This is a genomic window from Paenibacillus sp. MER TA 81-3, from assembly GCF_023713585.1.
In the GTDB taxonomy this organism is placed as follows: domain Bacteria; phylum Bacillota; class Bacilli; order Paenibacillales; family Paenibacillaceae; genus Paenibacillus_B; species Paenibacillus_B profundus.
This window is the reverse complement of record NZ_JAMAWB010000006.1, coordinates 199,189-219,671: the sequence shown is the minus strand read 5'-3', so window position 1 is coordinate 219,671 and position 20,483 is coordinate 199,189. Positions and strand designations below refer to the sequence as shown.

Genomic DNA, 20,483 nt, shown 5'->3' with positions numbered 1-20,483 from the left:
CTTACATGAACAAATGTGGATTCAGATTCCATTTTTCTACAAAACGTTCATAATTGCGTTCTATTAGCTCTTTCAACGCTTGTTCCCCGTGATCGCGAAAGCTGGCGCTGCCGTAATGATGCACGAGAACATCACCGCATAACGTCAAGTCGTAGCCTTGCAGACGAGCGCGATAGCAATAATCGTCATCCTCGTAATGGCCGGGGCTGAATCGTTCATCAAATAGTCCTACGGTATGCAGCAACTGGCGCTTGAACAAAAAGCAGAGGCCGACAATTCGCTGCACGCGCTGGCGCTTGGCCGGGTCAGGCGCGTTCACCGAGCGGGTTAATCGATGGAATTGCTGTATATCATCATATGGGTAGCTGACCTGCTGTTTTCCACTAGCGTAATTCGTAGTCGGACCGACGATCCCTATCACATCCGTCTCGTACAATGCATCCAACAGATTATCCAACCACCGATAAGACACTACGACGTCATTATTCAACAACAACAGTTGCTCTCCGGAAGCAATCTGAAGCCCTCTGTTGCACGCAGCAGGAAAGCCGCGATTGTCCGGCAATGAGACGAATGTCAGCCCCTGTTGCAGGCAGAAATCGATTGTTCCGTCAGTAGAACCATTGTCGACGATAATGATTTCATAAGGAACGGCCGTATGTTCTTGAATCGCTTCAACACACTCTCGCAGGAGCGCCAGACGGTTATGCGTAGGAATGATGATGCTTGTCATCTGAGAGCGATACGGTGCCGTCATATGCTATTCCTCCTTAGCGCAATACGTTCGCGTTGCTGGTCGCTGCGCAGCATGGACGCCCCTTCGTCCATTAAAGACCGAAGCGCCTCCAGATGATCCCCCAGTATAAGTTCAGCCACCGGATTGACTGCTCCTACGTTCGTATCGCGAACACGGTTCTTGTTGATGACATCCACCGTGTGGACCGATTGTACATTGAGGCCGCGAGCAATAGCGAGCGCTTGAGCCTTCGGAGGCACGCTCAATGCTTGAAAACCGATAGTATCAAGAGCCTTGCGGCTTAAAGCATGCGGGATGGCTGTCATGGAATTCGCATACAAGTCATCTCTCCCCAAGCTACGGTTCAACCACTGCTTGCAGTGCGTAATTCCGTCCTGCTTATCGAAGTTGTGCAGGAACGGACCGATATCATTCAAAGCCACGTCCACCCCGGTATGAACCGCCCACACAAAAGCACCCAGCTCTTCTGCAGGTATCGCAAAATCTCCGTCGACAAACAGCACGATGTCACCCCGCGATAGTTTTGCGCCGATTGAACGTCCGACATCATGACCGAGTGCTTCCGGATAATGAATAACCGTCGCCTCGTCGGAAGACTGACGGACCGTATGCAAGGTGTTGTCTGTTGAGCCGTTAACAATCACAATCGTTTCACCTAACGGCAAGCGGGATAGTTCCTTCATGACGGTTGCGATGCTGTTCTCTTCATTGCATGCGGTGACCACCACGTCCATCGTCTTCGTCGTCGGGAGAAGAACTGCATCCTTCGCTTGCGGGAAAAAGGGAACGGTAAAACCTTCGTGATATGCTGCGGCTAATGCCTTCACCTGGTTATAAGCTACAGCAATAGGTTGATATCGCTCTGAAAAGTGGGAGAAATGCGTCTGCATGCGGCGAATGACATTGGCTCGCCGAACGCTGGATGGCGTCTCACAAGCGCCTGCATATTCTCTTCCATCGGCATGCCCTGCCTCAGCTGCGGCACGGAGCCATTCCACCGGAACCGATGTCCGGCGGTCCGCTGCTGCCTGACCGGACGATGGGTGGGCGTGTGTTCGCTTATCCGAATGGGACCGAATGAATCTCCGTCTGGAATGCGAGAGCCGCTTCCCGCCGCTTTGTTTCATTTTCGTATAGCTGCGCCACGAACCGATGCGGTTGGTGCTTCTGGCTGCCTTGGACATTCGCTTCGTCTGAGAGCGCTTGTGGTTGAATCCATGCACGCGACCTGCCGCTTTCCGCTTCATTTGCTTCATCGCGTCATTTCACCCGCCCTCGTTGTCTTGTTAAATCGGAATGACCTCCACGATCTCCAGCCTGTTCAACGATCCAACGCACTGCTTGCAAATGATCATATTGGATCATATGCTCAAGCGGATCCCGACCGTGAACTCGAATCGGATTCAGCTTGCCCACGTCGACAGCGTGCACCGCTTTGACGTTAAGCCCACGCAGAACGGACATGGCATGCGCGAGCGGCGGAACTGATAACGCCTCCGAGCCGATAGTATCCAAGGTGCGGCGGCTAATAGCATGAGGGACCGCAGTAAGCGATGTCCCCTTCAGCTCCGGCCTGGACAGCAAAGTGTTCAAAGCATGCTTGGCCAAGACGACCCGATGTACCTCACGCTTGTTGGTAGGCCCCGAATAGTCGTTCAAAGCAACGTCAATCCCATCTGCCACCGCTGTAATAAAAGGCCGCAGTTTCGAAGCCGATATAATCATGTCCCCATCAATAAACAGTAATATGTCCCCTCCAGCCGCCTGGGCTCCGACAGTACGGCCCACATCATGACCAAGCGGGGACGGGAAACGGAGCAAGCGAACGCCCAAGGCTGCGGCAATTCGATCCGAGCCATCCGTCGTTCCGTTGCAGACGACGATGACTTCAGTCTGCGGGTGGACCCTTGCTGCCTCTTTAATAACGCGGGAAATCGTGCGCCGTTCGTTCATGACAGGAATAATGACCGAGACGACAGGATGAGGATGAGTACATATGAACCGCATGCGAGTGCGCCGTTTACGCCCTCGCGTGAACCGCGGTCGAAGCCGCTTCGCCTGACGCAATTCGTATCACCTCCTGTTTACGTTTCCGCCTCTGTATACATCACATTGTATGAATGAACCGGAATGTTGCAACGGCATCTGTACATATGCCGTCCCGCACATGCGGAAATTAGCAGCGATTCATGCACCAATAATAAAGAAGAAGGAAATGACCCGATCGAACGGTTCATTTCCTTCTTCTTTAGTATGATACTTATTCTATACCGTGTCATTCCGTAACCGGACGGGCAGGATGAACCAGTGGGCACCTGGAACGTCTGGCTATTGATTGCGCTGCTCATTGTATCTCTGCCGGAGCTCATCGCGCGCATACAGACGCGCTCGGCTTTTTTCCTGAAGCGCGGGCAATCTGAACGGGAACGGACGCTTTGCTACATAACCGACACGCCCAACGACCACTCTGGTAGATTGACATCATATTCGGCCGCCTAATGTAATGGTATAGAAACGGACATATCACTTAACCTCGACGTTATCCCTCCTGACTGTATGGGAGAATGGTCATAAGAGCAACTTCACGGGGCCCGATAACATCTTTTCGTTTATCCCGATTTTTCTTATACATTCTAAATGATCAAAAAAAGAGAAGCCGTCAACGTATGCCAACGGCTTCTTCTCTTCTTGAACTGACTCATTGACACCCGTATTCAGCCAAGTGCAATCCAGGATACGAATCCAGCTGGCTGCGGGCTAATTCTCATACGAATGATTTCAATTACGGCATGATCCGGTGCCTGTGATTTTAGAACAGCATAGCAAGCGGAGTGATTGGTCATCGCCACAATCGTGTAATTACAGCCTGCGTAGGCTTCCTCAAATGGAATGGCCAGCTCTATTTTTTCGTCATGATCACTGAACGTAAATGCCGTCATTCCGAACTGCTGCAATGCTGCTGGCTTCCCATTCCCTGTACGGACCGGACCGAAAGAGCAGGCTTCAACCGTTACGGCTCCTGGCTGCAAATGACCGGCACCGACGCTGCCTTCTTGTAAATGCTGTTCGGTAATCAGGTCGAAGGACAGATGCTCCTGCTGTACGACTTGCGGGCTTAGATGCTTCGCAGCTACGCTCTGATCCGCCAGCTTCATGGCGGATACACTCCCGTCGGCTATAGCTGCTTCCCGTACCGCTCCGTCCCGGATATGCTCCGAATCGACGCTTTGAGCCTGCAGGTGTTCGGATTGCACGCTGTCGTGGCCGATATGAACCGATTGTACAGCATTAGGTGCAAGGTGACCGGCTTCAATCGCGTCGGCGGCGATATGCGTGCCCCATATTTCTCCCGCCGCCAGATGAGAACTGTGAATAGCTCCATAGGAAATGTGCTTCGCAAGTATCGTATTCGGAGCAATATGATCGCTATGCACGGCATGCGTATCCAGTTGTTCCGAGCCAACCGAATATGGCTCCAGATGAGCGGCCTTAACGCTCTGATCCTGTAAGTGAATGGAGCCTACCGCTTGAGTCGCCAGCTTCGCTGTAGTAACGGCGCCGTCTTGCAGCGCAGTGCTCCCAATCGCGTCGGCTTGCATATGCCGGGCTTCGATAATTCCGTTGCCAAGGCCGCCTCCCTTAATCGTGTCCAGCGTTGCAGGGGTTGGATGTGGCTGTTGTGCGGCACCAGCCAGCAGCGTCAAGGTGTGTTCGCTCAGGTGAGATATACCAATGGAACCTGCGGCAATCTGTTCGCCTCCAATCGCACCCGATGCCAGCTTCCCCCCGCTAATACTGCCGTCTGCAAGGGCCGAATCGCCCACTGCCCCATCTTGCAGATGCTCTGCACCGATCGCGGACGCCCTCACATGCGCGCTGCCGATAGCTCCCAATTGCACATGCGTCGCATTAACTGCGCCGCTTCTGAGCTGCACGCTGCCGACTGCGCCCGTCTGCAATTGCTCCGCTCCCACCGAGCCGCTCGCCAGGTGCTCACCTTCCACGGCTCCCGGTGCCAGCTTCGCTCCGCTCACGCTGCCTTCGGCAAGGGCTGCTTCGCTTATCGCTCCGTCCTGCAGATGCTCCGCACCAATCGCATTCGGCTGTACATGCACACTTCCGATGGCTCCCAATTGTACATGCGTCGCAGTCACCGCTCCGCTTCTGAGCTGCCCGCTGCCTACCGCTCCCGCTTGTAAATGCTCCGCCCCCACTGAACCGCTCGCCAGATGCTCGGCTCCAATCGCACTCGGCTGCACATGCGCACTTCCGATGGCCCCCAATTGTACATGCGTCGCAGTCACCGCTCCGCTTCTGAGCTGCTCGCTGCCGACCGCTCCCGCCTGCAAATGCTCCGCTCCCACTGAACCGCTCGCCAGATGCTCGCCTTCTACGGCTCCTGATGCCAGCTTCGCTCCGCTCACGCTGCCGTCGGCAAGGGCTGCTTCGCTTATCGCTCCGTCTTGCAGATGCTCTGCACCGATCGCGGACGGCTGCACATGCGCATTGCCGATGGCCCCCAATTGCACATGCGTCGCAGTCACCGCTCCGCTTCTGAGCTGCACGCTGCCGACTGCGCCCGTCTGCAAATGCTCCGCTCCCACCGAACCACTCAACAGATGCTCACCATCTACAGTGTCCGGTGCTAGCTTCGACCCGCTTACGCTGCCATCTGCTAACGCCGCTTCTGTTACAGCGGCAGGCTGCAGATGCTCTGCACCGATCGCGGACGGCTGTACATGCGCATTGCCGATGGCCCCCAATTGCACATGCGTCGCAGTCACCGCTCCGCTTCTGAGCTGCGCGCTGCCGACTGCGCCCGCCTGCAAATGCTCCGCTCCCACCGAACCACTCAACAGATGCTCACCATCTACGGCGTCCGGCGCCAGCTTCGCTCCGCTTACGCTGCCATCTGCTAACGCCGCTTCTGTTACAGCGGCAGGCTGCAGATGCTGGGCTCCGATCGTACTCGGTTGCACATGCGAGCTGCCGATAGAACCGAATTGCACATGCGTGGCATTGACCGCTCCGCTTCTTAGCTGCTCGCAGCCAACTGCACCCGCCTGCAAATGTTCTGCTCCCACCGAGCCGCTCGCCAAATGCTCACCATCTACGGTGTCCGGCGCTAGCTTCGCCCCGCTTACGCTGCCATCTGCTAACGCCGCTTCCGTCACCGCGGCAGGCTGCAGATGCTCCGCACCAATCGCACTCGGCTGCACATGCGCGCTGCCTATGGCTCCCAATTGCACATGCGTCGCAGTGACCGCTCCGCTTCTGAGCTGCTCGCTGCCGACCGCTCCCGCCTGCAAATGCTCCGCTCCCACCGAGCCGCTCGCCAGATGCTCGCCTTCCACGGCGACCGGTGCCAGCTTCGCTCCGCTTACGCTGCCGTCTGCTAACGCAGCTTCCGTCACCGCGGCAGGCTGCAGATGCTCCGCACCAATCGCATTCGGCTGCACATGCGTGCTGCCTATGGCTCCCAATTGCACATGCGTCGCAGTCACCGCTCCGCTTCTGAGCTGCTCGCTGCCGACCGCTCCCGCCTGCAAATGCTCCGCTCCCACTGAACCGCTCGCCAGATGCTCGCCTTCTACGGCGTCCGGCGCCAGCTTCGCTCCGCTTACGCTGCCGTCTGCTAACGCAGCTTCCGTCACCGCGGCGGGCTGTAGATGTAACGACGCAACGCTCCGCTCCATCAATTTAGCTCCGCTAATCGATGAATCTGCGATGTGCTCACCGTTCAATCCATCCATCGCCAAATGATTGAGCTGAAAAGCTCCCGGAAGAATATGTTCCGGTCGGATAGACATCGGCTGGAGATGTGCCGAAGAGATTTCACCCGCCTGGATGTGCCTTCCCTTCACCGCCCCGTAGCTAATCTGATCTTCTCCTACCGCGTTGGCTGCCACATGCTTGCGCTGAATCGATTCCGCCTGCAATTTGTGCGCAGATACGCTGCCATCGGCCAACTGTTCAGCCGTCACTGCGCCATTCGCCAGCTTCGACGTGGTGACGCTGCCGTCAGCCAGGCTCTGCTTTTGCACAGCCCCTGCTTCGATATGATCGGCCTGAACGGCTCCCATTGCCAGCTTCGTGCTCGACACCGCGCGCTCCGCCAGCTTCGCTCCATGAATCGACTCATCCTGGATATGCTCCGTCTGCACGCTGTTCAACTGCAAATGCTGCGGTCCGACCGCTTGCCGTGATAGATGTTCGCCGCCTACCGTGCCATGAGCCAGCTTCCCACTCGTGACGCTGCCTGCCTGCAGCATATCGGTCGTAATGGCAGCATCTTGAATGTGCTCCCCCGATACTGCCTTCGGCGCAATGTTTTTGCCAGTTACGGAGCGTTCTTGCAGCTTCTCTCCAGTAATGGCGGCATCTGCGATATGCTCTTCCCGTACGGAGGATGCCTTCAGTTGTTCAGAACCCACGATGTTAGCCTGAAGGTGGAAAGTGGAAATTTCGCCAGATCCGATATGATGTCCCCGCACCGCTTGAGCAGCGATCTGACGCGAACCGATAGCACCATTCTCTAGATGCTCTTCCTTGACCGCTTCGAGCGCCAATTGGGCAGAACCTACAGCATGGGCGCTTAATTTTTCCGAAGTGATGCTGTCAGCCGCAATCTTGTCGACCGTTACGCAGCCATCCTTCAGAACCGCATTCGTAATGGACTGCAGCTGCAAATGCTCGCTGCTTACCGTTCCGCGCCCCAGCTTGCTCTCTGTTACCGCTCCGTCCGTCAACTTGTCACTCGAGATCGAGCCGTCTGCCAGATGATCGCTCCGAATCGAGGCTTGCCGCAAATGCGGTCCGAAGATGGAGGCTTCGGCGATATGCGTGCCATCCACTTCGCCAGGTCCGATATGATGTGTCCGCACAGCACGGTCTGCAATATGACGCGCTTCGACCGCCTCATTGCCGATATGATCGGACTGTACAGATTGGGAGTTGAGATGTGCGGAATGCACGGTGCGCTTCGCAATCTTGTTGCTCGTAACGCTGCCATCCGCCAGCTTCTCATTGATGATGCTTGCATCCTGCAGCATATAAGCCGCGATGGCACGAGGTTCAATATGCTCGCTGCGCACCGCTTTCGGTGCTATTTTTTCAGAAGTGACCGCATCATTCTCCACATTCTTCGTCTGCACGACTCCAGGCGCCAGATGATTTCTCTGGATGCTGTTCTCTGCCAAATGGCGGCTCTTAATCGACATCGGTACGATGTGCTCCGCGCCAACCTCGCATCCGGCCAGATGACGGCCCTCTATGGAACCTTCCGCCAAGTGGCGGCTTTGAACCGCTTCGTCTGTCAAATGACGGGGCTCAACCGCTTGCTCTGCCAACTGTCTGCTTTGCACGGCTCCCTCGGCCATTTTACTTGCATGAACGGCACCGTCTTGCAGCGTATCCGTCCGGACAATACCCGATTGCAAGTGCGCTTCGTTAATAATCTGTTCGCGCAAATGATGAGGCAGCACGACCCCCTCGGTCAAATGCTCCGATAAAATGGTGCCTGACTTCAAATGTTTCGACTCAATCAAATCCGGCTGCAAGTGATGTGAACCGATCGAAGAGCTGCGCAAATGTTCACCGGCGACGGAATCCTTTTGTAAATGCTCCATGGATACCGAGCCTTCAGCCAAGTGCTCTTCAACAACCGCATGCTTTGCGATGTGCCGACTGCAGATTTCACCTTCCGCAATCGCCTCTGAGCGTACTGCATCGGCAGCCATATGCAAGCTGGATATTACGCCTTCTTGCAGATGCAATCCCGATATGCTGTCTTCAGCTATATGCCGTTCCGTCACGGCTCCTTCCTGAAGATGGCTGCTCGTCACGGCATGCTGCGCAATATGTCCGCTTGTTACAGCCCCTGCTTCCAGATGTTCACTTGTAACGGCATACGGAGCGATTTTGGACGAGGTAACGGCTCCTGTGTCTACATGCCGTTCTCGAATGACAGAGTCGCCCAAATGCGTGCTTTGAATCGATTCCGACTGCAGTTTGCGCCCAGGCAGGCCGTTTTCCGGAAGAAAATCACCTGAGAGCACATCCGGGCCGAGATGCAGCAAGGAAACCGTGCCCTTTTTCAGATGATAGCCTTGAATAGATTCGACCCGCAAATGCTTGCCTGAGATTGTTTCGAGCGCAATATGCTTGCTCGTAATGGCTTGAGGTGCCAGCTTATCGTTCGTGATGCTGTTATCCTGCAGCATATCGGCCGTAATGGCTTGCGGTTGGATATGGGTTTCATTGACCGAGCGCGGAGCAAGGTGTCGCTCTTGAATTGAGCCTTCAGACAGATGCTCAGATTGCACCGCTTCATGAGCCAACTTGCGGGAAGTAATGACCCCGTCCTGAACATGTGTTTCGGTAACGCTAGACGCTTGGATATGCTCAGAAGTTACACTGTCTCCAGCCAGCTTCTCCTCTGTGACCGCCCCGTCCTGCAAATGTGCGGTCTCGATGCTATGCTGACGAAGGTGAGTGCTGCCAATCGTATCATCGGCGATATGAACGGCTTGAACACTGTCAGGTGCCAATTGCCGGGAGGTAATACTGTGAGGTGCCACATGTTCCGTATTTATCGCTTCGCTTTGAATCGCTTGGCTGTTAATCGAATCCGGCTGCAGATGATCGCTCCCGATGGCCGAAGCCGAAATGTGCAGGGGCAGTATCGACGCGTCCCGTATCGCTTCAGAAGTGACGGAACCTTCGGATAAGTGAATGGCCTCCACGCTGTCTATCGCCAATTTGTCAGTAGTCACGCTCATATTCGCCAGCTTGATGGAGGTGACCGACATGTCGCTCAGCTTATCGGTAGATACGCTTTCCGGGGACAGCTTCAGCGAAGTGACAACATGATCAGCTAAGTGATGGGAATGAACGACACCTGCTCCGATATGCCGATCCCGTATCGAATGAGGAGCAATCTTATCACTGGTAACCGCTTCTTGCTTCAGCATGGCGGATTCGATCGTCTGAGAGCGGATATGCTCGCTGCCGATCGCTCCCGGTGCAATGTGCCCCTCAAGTACGGCGTTCTGTTCAATGGCCGGCGAACTGACGGCACCATCGCTGAGGTGTCGTGCCAAGACGCTGTCGTCTGCCAATTTATCCGAAGTGACACTCCATTCCGCCAGCTTCTGCCGCGTAACGGATTCGTCAGCGACGCGATCTGTCGTAATGCTTTGCAGAGCCAGCTTCTCCGTCGTCACCGCACCATCTTCAAGGTGCGTCGTGTTAATCGCTCGCACATCCAAGTGTTGGCCCTGGACCGCCCCGGGTGCAATATTATACGCTTTTACCGCCCCGTCCTTGAGGTGCTTATCCGCGATGGAGTCCTGCTCGATATGTTCTCCTCCGATAGCATCCGGATGAATATGCTGTGCATTCACGGATAGCGGAGCTATATTCTGCGAACCGATCGATTGTTTCGCAATATGCCGGGACTGGACCACTTCATCGGCTATTTTCGTAGAGACAATACTCTGATCGGCTATCTTGGAGGCAGTTACTGCATGATCGACGAGCTTCATCGTCGTAATTGCCTGGTCGGCTAGCTTCTCCGCGTTAACGGATTGCTCACTAAGGTGCCAGCTTTGAATCTCGCTCTGCCCGATATGCTCCTGCCGTACTGCTTCTTCATGAAGATGTTTGGACTCAATGGAGCCTGAAGCGATGTGGCTGCCATGGACGGAGCGAGCCTGAAGCTGAGATCCGATTAAGGACCCGGGAGCTATATGAATGCCCTGAATCTGTCCGTGACCGATATGGCGGCTTTCTACGGCTTGATCGGCTATTGCTCGACCAGACACACTGCCATCTACTAGATGCGGGGTTCTCACACTGCCCGCGGCCAACTTGTCACCCGTCACTGCTCCGTTTCGTATCTTTGATGTCGTAATCGCGTCCTCACCCAGCTTAGATGCATCGACAACCTCATTAGCCAAGTTTTCGATTTGAATGGCGCCGCTGCGAATTTTGTCCGAAGTAATCGATTGATCCTGAATTAATTCGGAAGTAATAATAAATCCACTTAAATGTTTCGTTTGAATGGAGCCCTCGGCAATTTTGTCGGAGTCAATCGTTTTGTCCGCCAGCTTCTCTGAAGTAATGCTTCCGTCTTTAATTTTCCCGCCTGTAATGGAACGGTCCCGAATTTTACTTCCGGATATGGCATTGCGTATTAAATGCTCTCCGGATATCGATTCCGGAGCGAGCTTTGAGCCCGTTACTGCGTTATCCGCTATCTTAATGGCGGAAACAGCGTAGTCGCACAAGGCGTCGGTATCCACGCTTTCCCGCTTCAGTTTCGAACCGCTAATGGAGTAAGAAGCCAACTTCTCGTCTGTGACAGCTTCATCCGCGATGTCATCGGTGTATACAAACGCTTTGGCACGTGCTTGGCTTCGCTTTTCCGCCAACCACTGCGCCCTTTCCTCTTCCTTCTTCTGCTCCAGCTTCTCTTCATCCCGAACTGTTTTTGGCTTTGTGTCCGGCAGTAAGTTTCCTTCCGCCTTTCTGCCATCCCCTGTTCTACCTTCTGCCGATCGGCTCTTGGAGGCTGCAGGAACGGAGCCGGACTCCTCGGTTTGCTGGCTGCTGTCTGGATCATCTGTTGAAGAATTCGTTGCTGGAATCGCTGGAGATGACGATGCGGGAGGAGGCGGAGAATTCGGGATAATGGCTGCATGCGTCTCTGGCTGCGGAGCAGGCTCGGGAACTTTTTCTTTGGAGACTTTAGAGACTTTGGAGACTTTGGAAGCTCCGGCAGCAGCAGGTTCCTGCAAGCTCTGGATCCCCCGGGCCTCCGGGACTTGGTCATGACTTGAAACCGCCGCATCGGACGGAGATAAATCCGCTTGAACCCGTTCTGCAGAAGAAGCGGTGATGATCTCAGCCGGCTTCGCTTCGGATGTGACGAATAATTCCTCCTGCAAGAGGTTGGAAAGCGTTCCGGGCGCATCTTGATTAGTTTGCGCTGCCGGCGCAATTATCTCGGCAGGCGGCTCTGCCAGCGCATTAATGCTGGCTTTCTTTTGCTGTGCTTCTTTGCTCTTAATCGATTTGGACATACGGTCCAGCATTTGCAATTCCGACGTGTTCGGATTATCCACATAATAGAGCGGCCTCTTGCCCTTAGCTGGACGATTTTCTTTCTTTTTTTTCATGTGCTCTCTCCTTTCCGACGGGCTACAGTCTAAACCTAAAGCATTATATGCACCCAAGTGCTATCCCGTCACTCGCCTATGCCGTTCCCTGCCCAACATTTAGAAAATGCGCTTTTTTTCGGATATGGAGTAAATATCGCTTCTACTCGATTTGGCATCCGCATACCTCATCCGCCCACCGTTCCGCCGTTTGTTTCCAAGTGAAATGGGTCTGCACATGCTGCACGGCTGCCTCTCCCATGCGGCGCCTCATTTCACTATCCCCCAACATATGAACTAACGCTCCGGTCAATTGCTCCTTCAAGCGGAACGGAGGGACGAGCAGCCCAGTCACCCCGTCTTTTACGACTTCTTGAATTCCGCCTACTCTGGTCGCCACGACGGGCACGCCCGAGGCCATCGCTTCGAGATTAACGAGACCGAATGCTTCCCTTGCCACGGACGAGACCACGACAATATCGGCCAGCGCATACCACTTTGGCACTTCCTGATGTGGGACATAAGGGATGAACCGGACATGATGCGGGTATTTTCTGCCGATTCGCTCCAGCTTGCGCACATAGGCCGTCTTCCGCGGGGAACCGTAAAAAGCGCTACCGACAATGACAAACAGCGCCTGCGGATGCTTCGCAATGACTTGGGGCAAGGCCCGCAGCAAAAAGTGCACCCCTTTCAAGGGGATAATCCGCCCTACATACATAATGATGTCGCGATGCTCCCAGCCCTGCATCTGCTTGCCCGCACGCACTCTCCGTTCACCGTCATCTGTCCAGCGGGATATAAACCGTTCTCCATCCACCCCAAGCGGATTGATGATGATGCGGCCTGCACAATCCGGGCATACCGCCGCCACTTGATTGAACAAATAACGGCTGTTCACAAAAATTCGTTCAACGGCACGCAGCGCCAGCCGCAGCATTCTCGGTGCAATGTGCTTCGGGTTTATAAATGTCGTGGAATGGAGACTGAGCCATACCCGGGAATCCGGAAAGGAGCGGATGAGCGGCAGAACGAAGCGGGGGCGGTTCTCTACCTGAATAATGTCTGGAGCAAACGAGCGCAGACGCTGCATTACCCCTTGCAAATACATCCGTGCGCTTCCCGCACTGACCCGTTCGCACGGCACGCCGCGAACCGTTCCATACCGTTCTTGTCCGAACCACTGCTTCGAATAAATGCGAGCATCCATCCGGTCGGAAGCCAAGCCTGACACATACTCAACCACACGCTCCACGGAGCTGCTGGAACCGGAAGGTATCGGAAAAGTCCCCGGAGTAATGACTGCAACTTTAGGTAAGCGCATGACGGTCCTCCTTTCGTTAATTCTATCGTTCGCCTTTGCCAATCGCACTGCAAGCTTCGACGTCGAATTAGCTTCTTGCCAACCTTTGTTATCAAAAGTAGCTTTTGAAACTGCCTCTTACCGTGAAATTAGACATTCGGCCTTCTGCACTCGTCCATACCCTTGGCAGGGGACATACATACGATGCATTATCGCCGCTGGCAAAGCGTACTTGCGCTTTGAACCTGGAGGAGGTACGTCCATGTCCGATAACCGAATCGGCATCTTGTTCAATGCAAATTTATTGCGCGGACTTATCCGTGGAAAAACAAAGCACGAAGCGGTTTCTTTTTATGAAGAAGCAGCCCGGCAGTTCGGGGTTACTCCATGCTATTTCCGCATCGAAGACATAGATATTCGCAACATGGAGGTCTCCGCCTATGTGAGAGGACGCGGAGGCTATGTGAGGCGTCGCATGCCTCTTCCCCGCGTCATCCATAATCGGGCTATCTATTTTCGCTCGGCTGCACATGCCCGCGTCCGCGCTTTGGTTGAGCGTGAAGTCGCTCTGTTTAATCAAGTAAACCGGTACGGGAAAATAACTATTCACGAGCTGCTGCGCACGGATCGCAGCATCGCCCCCCATCTCCCTGATACAGCCATCGCGCAACAAGATTCCATCACCGCAATGATGGATCGCTACGATGCGCTCATACTCAAGCCGGATAACAGCAGTATCGGGCGCGGTGTTATGAAGCTGGAACGCGTGCGGACCAGATGGCGGACCACATACTTGGCTCGTACTTCCAATCGTGTTCGCCACTGGAGAATAGCGGAGACGGGACACGGCAGTCTGCCTTGGAGCGTCATGTCTAAGCTCGCCAATGAAACCTACCTCGTGCAGCAGCTGCTTCCTTTAGCAACGTATCGCAAGCGCCCATTCGACTTGCGTGTATCGGTACAACGTGACGGATCGGGAGAATGGCAAGTAACAGGCATCGTCGGCAAAGTCGCTCCGCCGCACACCTTCTTAACGAATGTAGCTCAAGGCGGTAAGGTCCAACGCTTCGAGGATTTGGCGGCAGCCGCGTTTCCCCATCTGTCCTATGCCTTGCTTCACCAGCGCGTAAGCGAATTCTCCCTGCGCGTCGCATGCAGACTGTCTCAGGTCCTTCCCCACTTGGCAGATGTCGGGCTCGACATCGGAGTCTCTCCGGATGGAATGCCTTTATTTATCGAATGCAACGGACGGGACCAACGTTACAGCTTTCGCGAGGCAAATGAGATCGAAACGTGGAAGGCCACATATACCAATCCCATTGCTTATGGATCTTCACTAATTCATCAGCATCAACATCGGTAATTGGCTTGCGCCGTTATGTACTATTGTATTGAAAAAAGGGGCGTTCTGTGTCAAGATAGTCCACAGGAAGCACGGGTAACGTGGTTCTGTGTGATGACAAAATACAGGGCGTCCCATGGCGGCGCCACATAAACCAGGTGATTGTAAACGATGAAGAAACGACTGTTACGGCTGTTAACCGAATTGTCCTCGCGCAAATGGGTATCGCGCATAGCCGGAAGCTTTGCCAACTCAGGATTTAGCCGGAAATTGATTCCCACCTTCGCGAAGACGTACAAAATAAAGGTGGATGAAGCGGAGAAACCGATCCTTGAATATCGCACGCTGAACGACTTCTTCACGCGGCGATTAAAGCCGGGTATGCGACCGCTCACCGAAGGGGAGCAGACCTTGCTCAGTCCTGTCGACGCGCTCATTACGGGTATGGGACCGATTGAAGAGGGGCTCATCTTTAACGTTAAGGGACAAGACTATACGCTCGACGAGCTGCTGCACCGATCGCCGCATCGGCAAAAGTACAAGCGGGGCTACTGCTTTGTGCTCTATTTGAGCCCTACCGATTATCATCGTATTCACTCCCCTGTAAAAGGTACCACCGTGGAGAGCGAGCATGTGCCGGGACGGGTATACCCGGTCAATGATTTCGGACTGCGTCATATGCCAAGAGTGCTTAGCCGCAACGAACGGTTAATTACGTATATTAGGCATGCTTCAGGTGAAGTGGCGGTCGTCAAAGTAGGAGCGCTTAACGTGAGCAGTATCCGCTACACGGATGATACAGTCCTGCCGTCTTATGAACGCGGACAAGATCTTGCCTACTTTGAATTCGGTTCGACGGTCGTGCTGCTGACGGAGAGCGGCACGTTTGATCCGCGCAGCGATTTGCAGCTTGGCATGAAAGTAAAGATGGGGGCAAGCTTGGGGCAGCTGCATGCGCGACCGGAGCGCCAGCCGAAACAGCAGGCTTGAGCGCGCTGCGGCTGCTCATCGGATAATTTCAACATATAAGCCAAGGCCGCTTCCGTTCCTTCTCCACTTTGTGGACAAGAGAACCGGAAGCGGCCTTGTTCATGTTCTAACCGATTCACGCCCCGCCCGTATCCTTAACGGATTTCGGATGGACTGCGTCCGGTGTATTGCTTGAATTGGCGGCTGAAGAAGAAAATATCCCGATAACCGAGCGCATCCGCCACTTCAGTGACGTTCATGCCTGCGTGATGCAGAAGATGCTCCGCCCGCTCGATGCGGGAACGAATAATATAGGTCTGTACTGACATGCCGATCAGCTCTTTGAATTTTACGGAAAAATAACGCGGCGACAGCTGCGCCCGCTTCGCCAAATCTTGTATACGGTGATTGGCTCCCGGATTTTGACGGATGTAATTCGCAATTTCTTGAATGGACTCCGCTAATTGATGGCTTGTCTTTCGTTCGCCCGGCTCTTCCTTGTCTACACGCAGCAGATGGATCATCAACTGCTTTAAGACGAGCTGCGCCTCGATCTCAGCCCCATACGTATCAGCCAAGAATAAACGGACATAGCGCGCAAGCAAATGTTCGAAGTCGACCGTCTCCTCCAACTTCCGATAAGGCGCGGGAATCTCGGTGACTTCCGTATTGACATCAAAATGGATATACGTCAGCGTCAGCGGCTTCTGTGGATTGTGCGTAGCGGACGTATGGTCTCCCGGCCGAAACAGGAAGCAGCTCCCTTTGCCAATGTCATACGGCTCATCATTGAGGAACAGCTCCCCTTCCCCGCCCCATACATAGAACAAATCGTAATTCGGCATTGCCTTCTCCCGCTTCAGCCATTTCCAATTCGGTTCGCACGTAATCTTGGCACAAGCCGGCTTTAATTCATACAAAGTCGGCGCAGCATTTAACACGGTGAGTGCCTCCTTCACTATCGCTCTTACAAGCAAAGTAGATTTATTAGGTTAAGGAGAGAAAATTTCCTGCATCTTTATTCGAAAAGTTTGCACTATTTTACTATACTACCACCTGAAGTCACAATTTGTACATGCTTTTGCAAGAGCGCCGCTGAATCTAATCCTTCGTGACGAATGTGGAAAAATGATGATATAATAGGAAAAAGTTATGTAAGCTTCAAGGGCGCCTGTTCAAGGTATACTTCGTGATAAAAAGGGGCGCTTTTTGAACCGCCACTAAAAGAACGATGTTGGAAGGATGGACGATACATGAACCCACTGTCTCAACAATTGAATGAAACGATTCGCCAAGACAATCCGAACATTTATGCCATGCTCTCCCGCCTCGCTCAGCAGATCTACTTCCCTAAGGAAGGCATTCTGAGCCAATCCGCGGAAGCAGCGAGCAAAGCGAAGGCTTTCAACGCAACGATCGGCATCGCGACCGAAGGCGGAACTCCGATGCACCTTCGTGTCATTCAAGATTCGCTTTCCGCCTTTAACCCGAAAGATATTTATCCGTATGCACCGCCGGCTGGCAAGCCGGAGCTGCGCAAGCTGTGGCGCGAGAAGATGCTGAAGGAGAATCCTTCGCTAGCAGGCAAGCAAATAAGCAACCCGATTGTGACCAATGCGCTGACGCATGGTTTAAGTATCGCAGCCGACTTGTTCGCTGATGAGGGCGACGTCGTCATCATGCCGGATAAAAATTGGGAGAACTATGACCTGACCTTCGGCATCCGCCGCGGTGCGGAGATGGTGTACTATCCGCTCTACAATGAAGAATGGAAATTCAACAGCGATGGATTGCGTGATGCGCTGCTAGCCAACCGGAAGAAAGGCAAAGCTATCGTCGTGCTCAACTTCCCGAACAACCCTACAGGATACACGCCGGGTCGAGAAGAAGGACAAGCGATCGTCGCTGCGATTCAGGAAGCGGCCGAAGCCGGAATGCGGCTTGTCGTCGTGACGGACGATGCCTACTTCGGCTTGTTCTTTGAAGATTCCATGCATGAATCATTGTTCGGCAGTCTGGCATCCCTTCATCCGAACGTACTGCCTGTGAAAATAGACGGCGCAACGAAAGAAGAATATGTATGGGGCTTCCGTGTCGGGTTCATCACGTATGCCGCCGAGTCCGAAGCACTGCTATCCGCGCTTGAACAGAAGACGCTTGGCATTATTCGCGCGACTATTTCCAGCGGGCCGCATCCTTCGCAGACCTTCGTGCTTCACGCGCTGCAATCTCCCGACTTCGATGCGCAGAAGCAAGAAAAGTTCAACATCATGAAATCCCGCGCCAACAAAGTGAAGTCTTTGCTCGATAGTGGAAAATACGGAGACATATGGAGCTATTACCCGTTCAACTCCGGTTATTTCATGTGCTTGAAGTTGAACACCGTGCAAGCGGAGACGCTTCGCACCCATCTTTTGAACCAGTATGGCGTAGGCACTATCGCGCTTGGCGAAACCGATCTGCGCATTGCCTTCTCCTGCATTGAAGAGGAGCATCTGGAACAATTATTTGACACGATTTATCAAGGAGTCATTGACTTGACGAAATAAGTTGATTCCCATGTTTATATACCGCATGAAGTCGGCAGCAACTCGCTGCCGGCTTCATGCATTTAGAGCACTATCGTTTTGATTGTTTTTCTAACCGTATTTTCATGAAAGATACAACTCCTAAACGATGCTTGAGTGTGTTACAATTTACCAACATTATCTTCTTTTCCACTCTTCCTTTTCAAAGAAGGCACGAACAACCTTGTATTTGATTGAAGCGCCGCCGTTACCAACGGCTGGCTACAGCTCATCCGAACTGCTGTTCTGCGGTAAAGCGGATGTGAACGATGATGCCACGTTATCCGAACGCTGGCTGCTTATCTATGACACGGACATCATTCTATGCCGACAGCAAGGGAAAGTCATTGACAGATTATCCATCAACGATGACGGGAGCGCGAATTGTCGATGCGATAGGCGGCGGCTCGCTTGTCGTTGATACGGAACGAGGAGCGCAAGTGCTTGTCAGGTACACTTCAATGGAAAGCGTATAGTTCTCCTTCGCCTGCCGCCTCCTGCAAGCTCTCGCCAAAGGCGAAGATATCCCGGTTCCATCAGCAGATGATTGGCCCAAACGGTGGCATTATCCATGTATCCAGCCAATTGCTCCTGTTCTGTTCTATCTTCACCATGATGGCTTCAATGAATTGGCAGCTTACGCTGCTCGCGCTTGTTCCCGCCCCTTTTGTACTCTTTTTCTCATTTGTCATTTGGCCGTGTTTCCCTTCTCTCATGCGGAACGTTATTTATCCGTTCGGAATAGCGATGGGAACGAAATAGGGATCATTCCGGATATTACGCAGCTAGACGAAGATAGCCAAATCGCGATTCGACTGGAGCTGAAGCGCTTATTCTGATCGACGAAGGCTGACGCTCCTTGGAGGTTCGTCAGCCTTTCGTTTACGACAGCAGCAAGCGGACTACAATATTGGCTGTTTCTTCAATAGCCTTATCCGACACATCCAGCACATGGCACTTCCATGCATCCGCTAGCATGCTTCCATAATGTAGTTCTTCTTGAATCCGCTCCGAGGACACGTAACTGGATCCGTTCGGAAGTCCCAATGACTTGAGCCGTTCTTCCCTGATACGCAGCAACTGCTCGGCGCTCATCGTCAGCATGAAGATGCGATCGCCGGAGATTTGGTACATTTCCTGAGGCGGTTTCACTTCGGGTACGAGCGGTACATTCGCTACTTTATATCCCTTGTGACTAAGAAACATGCTTAAAGGGGTCTTCGAAGTACGGGATACGCCGACAAGCACGATGTCAGCTTCCAAAATTGCCGTCGTGTCTCGCCCGTCATCGCATTTGACGGTGAATTCAATCGCTTCCATTCTCCGGAAATAATCGTCGTCCATCTGATGCAGCAAGCCCGGCTGTCTGCGGGGCGCATCGTTGAACGTGTCGATAAACGCTTGCATCATCGGACCCATAATATCGACGGCGCGCACACCTAGCCGGATGGCTTCTTCCTTCATCATCTCGCGCAATTCTGGCTGCACCAGCGTATATACGACAAAGCCGCCCTCACTGCTAACCTGCTCCATCACAGTCCGAATTTCATCCTCATGCTTTATATGACTGACCCGCTTGATCTTTACCTCATGACCTTGAAATTGGCGTACGGTCGCCCGTACGACACTTTCCGCAGTTTCCCCTACCGAATCGGAACATACGGTAATGACATATGGAGATTGCTGGCTGAGTCCATCCATTTAAAGGTTCCCCTTCCTTTACCATCCCTTCATATGGCGAAGGAACACTTTCAATATCGTCGTCTTCGTTACGCGTCCCACGACTTCCCACTTCTCCGTCACAGCGTCTCCTTGCTGAGGAACGACAACGGGCAGTGTATCAATATCATGCTCGTCCATTTTTTTAGCGGCATCAAGGATCGAATCTTGCGGTTGCGCCGTAATTAGCGGTGTACGGGTCATGACAAAGCTAATCGGCATCGTCCCTGCCATCGTATTTCCAAGTGTGACCTTCAGCAGATCTTTTCGTGATACGACACCGAGCAGCATCCCTTCTTCGTCTGCAACGATAAGGCTGCCCACATTTTCCAAAAACAAAGCGACGACCGCATCATGTACCGAAGATGTCTCTCTTACAATGACAGGCATGGACTGCACGTCCTGCACGCGGATATCGATCGGCTGCGGCGCGGCACTCTGCGAGATGTTTCCCAAGAAATAACCGACTTTAGGCTTGGCATCCAAATAACCTAACATAACGAGTACAGATAGATCGGAACGAATGGTCGGTCGGCTTACGCCAAGCTGCTCGGCGATTAGGTCACCGGTAATCGGCGCGAGGCGTTTGACCAGTTGCACTATTTCAGATTGACGCGGTGTGAGTTGTATGGCGCAAACCTCCTTCAAATTTCGTCATTTGCTGCAT

15 protein-coding genes are annotated in these 20,483 nt (G+C 53.4%); 7 read left to right on the top strand and 8 right to left on the bottom strand.

Features of this window, described 5'->3' with window-relative positions:
- Position 1: 1 nt before the first annotated feature.
- Genes M3650_RS10550 through M3650_RS10540 form a run of 3 tightly spaced genes read right to left on the bottom strand, consistent with a single transcriptional unit; the run spans position 2 to position 2,824 of the window.
- Positions 2 to 757 (bottom strand): glycosyltransferase family 2 protein, encoded by a 756-nt coding sequence (locus M3650_RS10550; protein ID WP_251574536.1) that lies wholly within the window; start codon positions 755 to 757, stop codon positions 2 to 4.
- On the bottom strand, positions 754 to 2,013 hold the full coding sequence (locus tag M3650_RS10545) for a glycosyltransferase family 2 protein (RefSeq protein ID WP_251574534.1): 1,260 nt from the start codon (positions 2,011 to 2,013) through the stop codon (positions 754 to 756). Before M3650_RS10545 ends, M3650_RS10550 begins: the two co-directional genes overlap by 4 nt.
- A gap of 4 nt (positions 2,014 to 2,017) precedes the next feature.
- Positions 2,018 to 2,824 (bottom strand): glycosyltransferase family 2 protein, encoded by an 807-nt coding sequence (locus M3650_RS10540; RefSeq protein WP_251574532.1) that lies wholly within the window; start codon positions 2,822 to 2,824, stop codon positions 2,018 to 2,020.
- Positions 2,825 to 3,064: 240 nt separating this feature from the next.
- On the opposite strand from M3650_RS10540, the gene M3650_RS10535 reads away from it, so the two are divergent.
- A complete protein-coding gene (locus M3650_RS10535; RefSeq protein ID WP_251574530.1) occupies positions 3,065 to 3,256 on the top strand; it encodes a hypothetical protein in 192 nt (63 codons plus the stop codon).
- A gap of 215 nt (positions 3,257 to 3,471) precedes the next feature.
- On the opposite strand, the gene M3650_RS10530 is transcribed toward M3650_RS10535, so the two are convergent.
- On the bottom strand, positions 3,472 to 11,937 hold the full coding sequence (locus M3650_RS10530) for a WIAG-tail domain (protein WP_251574528.1): 8,466 nt from the start codon (positions 11,935 to 11,937) through the stop codon (positions 3,472 to 3,474).
- A 142-nt stretch (positions 11,938 to 12,079) separates the two neighbouring features.
- A complete protein-coding gene (locus M3650_RS10525) occupies positions 12,080 to 13,240 on the bottom strand; it encodes a glycosyltransferase family 4 protein (RefSeq protein WP_251574526.1) in 1,161 nt (386 codons plus the stop codon).
- Positions 13,241 to 13,481: 241 nt separating this feature from the next.
- Here M3650_RS10525 and M3650_RS10520 point away from each other — a divergent pair, with 241 nt between their 5' ends.
- Together M3650_RS10520 and asd are read left to right on the top strand one after the other, a co-directional pair.
- Complete coding sequence (locus M3650_RS10520; protein ID WP_251574524.1) at positions 13,482 to 14,582, top strand: YheC/YheD family endospore coat-associated protein; 1,101 nt, start codon at positions 13,482 to 13,484, stop codon at positions 14,580 to 14,582.
- Positions 14,583 to 14,732: 150 nt separating this feature from the next.
- Positions 14,733 to 15,551 carry an archaetidylserine decarboxylase gene (gene asd, locus M3650_RS10515; protein ID WP_019419259.1) on the top strand — a complete coding sequence of 273 codons (819 nt, stop codon included), beginning with the start codon at positions 14,733 to 14,735 and terminating at the stop codon, positions 15,549 to 15,551.
- A gap of 134 nt (positions 15,552 to 15,685) precedes the next feature.
- On the opposite strand, the gene M3650_RS10510 is transcribed toward asd, so the two are convergent.
- On the bottom strand, positions 15,686 to 16,471 hold the full coding sequence (locus tag M3650_RS10510) for a helix-turn-helix domain-containing protein (RefSeq protein WP_019419260.1): 786 nt from the start codon (positions 16,469 to 16,471) through the stop codon (positions 15,686 to 15,688).
- 312 nt (positions 16,472 to 16,783) lie between these two features.
- Between M3650_RS10510 and M3650_RS10505 the strand changes: the two genes are divergently transcribed.
- From M3650_RS10505 to M3650_RS10490, 4 genes are all read left to right on the top strand, one after another.
- Positions 16,784 to 18,079: an aminotransferase class I/II-fold pyridoxal phosphate-dependent enzyme gene (locus M3650_RS10505; RefSeq protein WP_251574522.1), complete on the top strand. Its 1,296-nt coding sequence runs from the start codon at positions 16,784 to 16,786 to the stop codon at positions 18,077 to 18,079.
- A 202-nt stretch (positions 18,080 to 18,281) separates the two neighbouring features.
- Positions 18,282 to 18,518 (top strand): hypothetical protein, encoded by a 237-nt coding sequence (locus M3650_RS10500; protein ID WP_251574689.1) that lies wholly within the window; start codon positions 18,282 to 18,284, stop codon positions 18,516 to 18,518.
- Positions 18,519 to 18,541: 23 nt separating this feature from the next.
- Positions 18,542 to 18,859 (top strand): hypothetical protein, encoded by a 318-nt coding sequence (locus M3650_RS10495; RefSeq protein WP_251574687.1) that lies wholly within the window; start codon positions 18,542 to 18,544, stop codon positions 18,857 to 18,859.
- On the top strand, positions 18,796 to 18,936 hold the full coding sequence (locus tag M3650_RS10490) for a DUF1854 domain-containing protein (RefSeq protein ID WP_251574677.1): 141 nt from the start codon (positions 18,796 to 18,798) through the stop codon (positions 18,934 to 18,936). The genes M3650_RS10495 and M3650_RS10490 overlap by 64 nt, the downstream gene beginning before the upstream one ends.
- A 43-nt stretch (positions 18,937 to 18,979) precedes the next feature.
- Here M3650_RS10490 and M3650_RS10485 read toward each other — a convergent pair whose 3' ends face one another.
- Together M3650_RS10485 and M3650_RS10480 are read right to left on the bottom strand one after the other, a co-directional pair.
- Positions 18,980 to 19,798, bottom strand: coding sequence for a pyruvate, water dikinase regulatory protein (locus M3650_RS10485; RefSeq protein WP_251574520.1), 819 nt, complete (start codon positions 19,796 to 19,798; stop codon positions 18,980 to 18,982).
- Positions 19,799 to 19,816: 18 nt separating this feature from the next.
- Positions 19,817 to 20,464 carry a helix-turn-helix transcriptional regulator gene (locus tag M3650_RS10480; protein WP_251574518.1) on the bottom strand — a complete coding sequence of 216 codons (648 nt, stop codon included), beginning with the start codon at positions 20,462 to 20,464 and terminating at the stop codon, positions 19,817 to 19,819.
- Positions 20,465 to 20,483 lie beyond the last annotated feature (19 nt).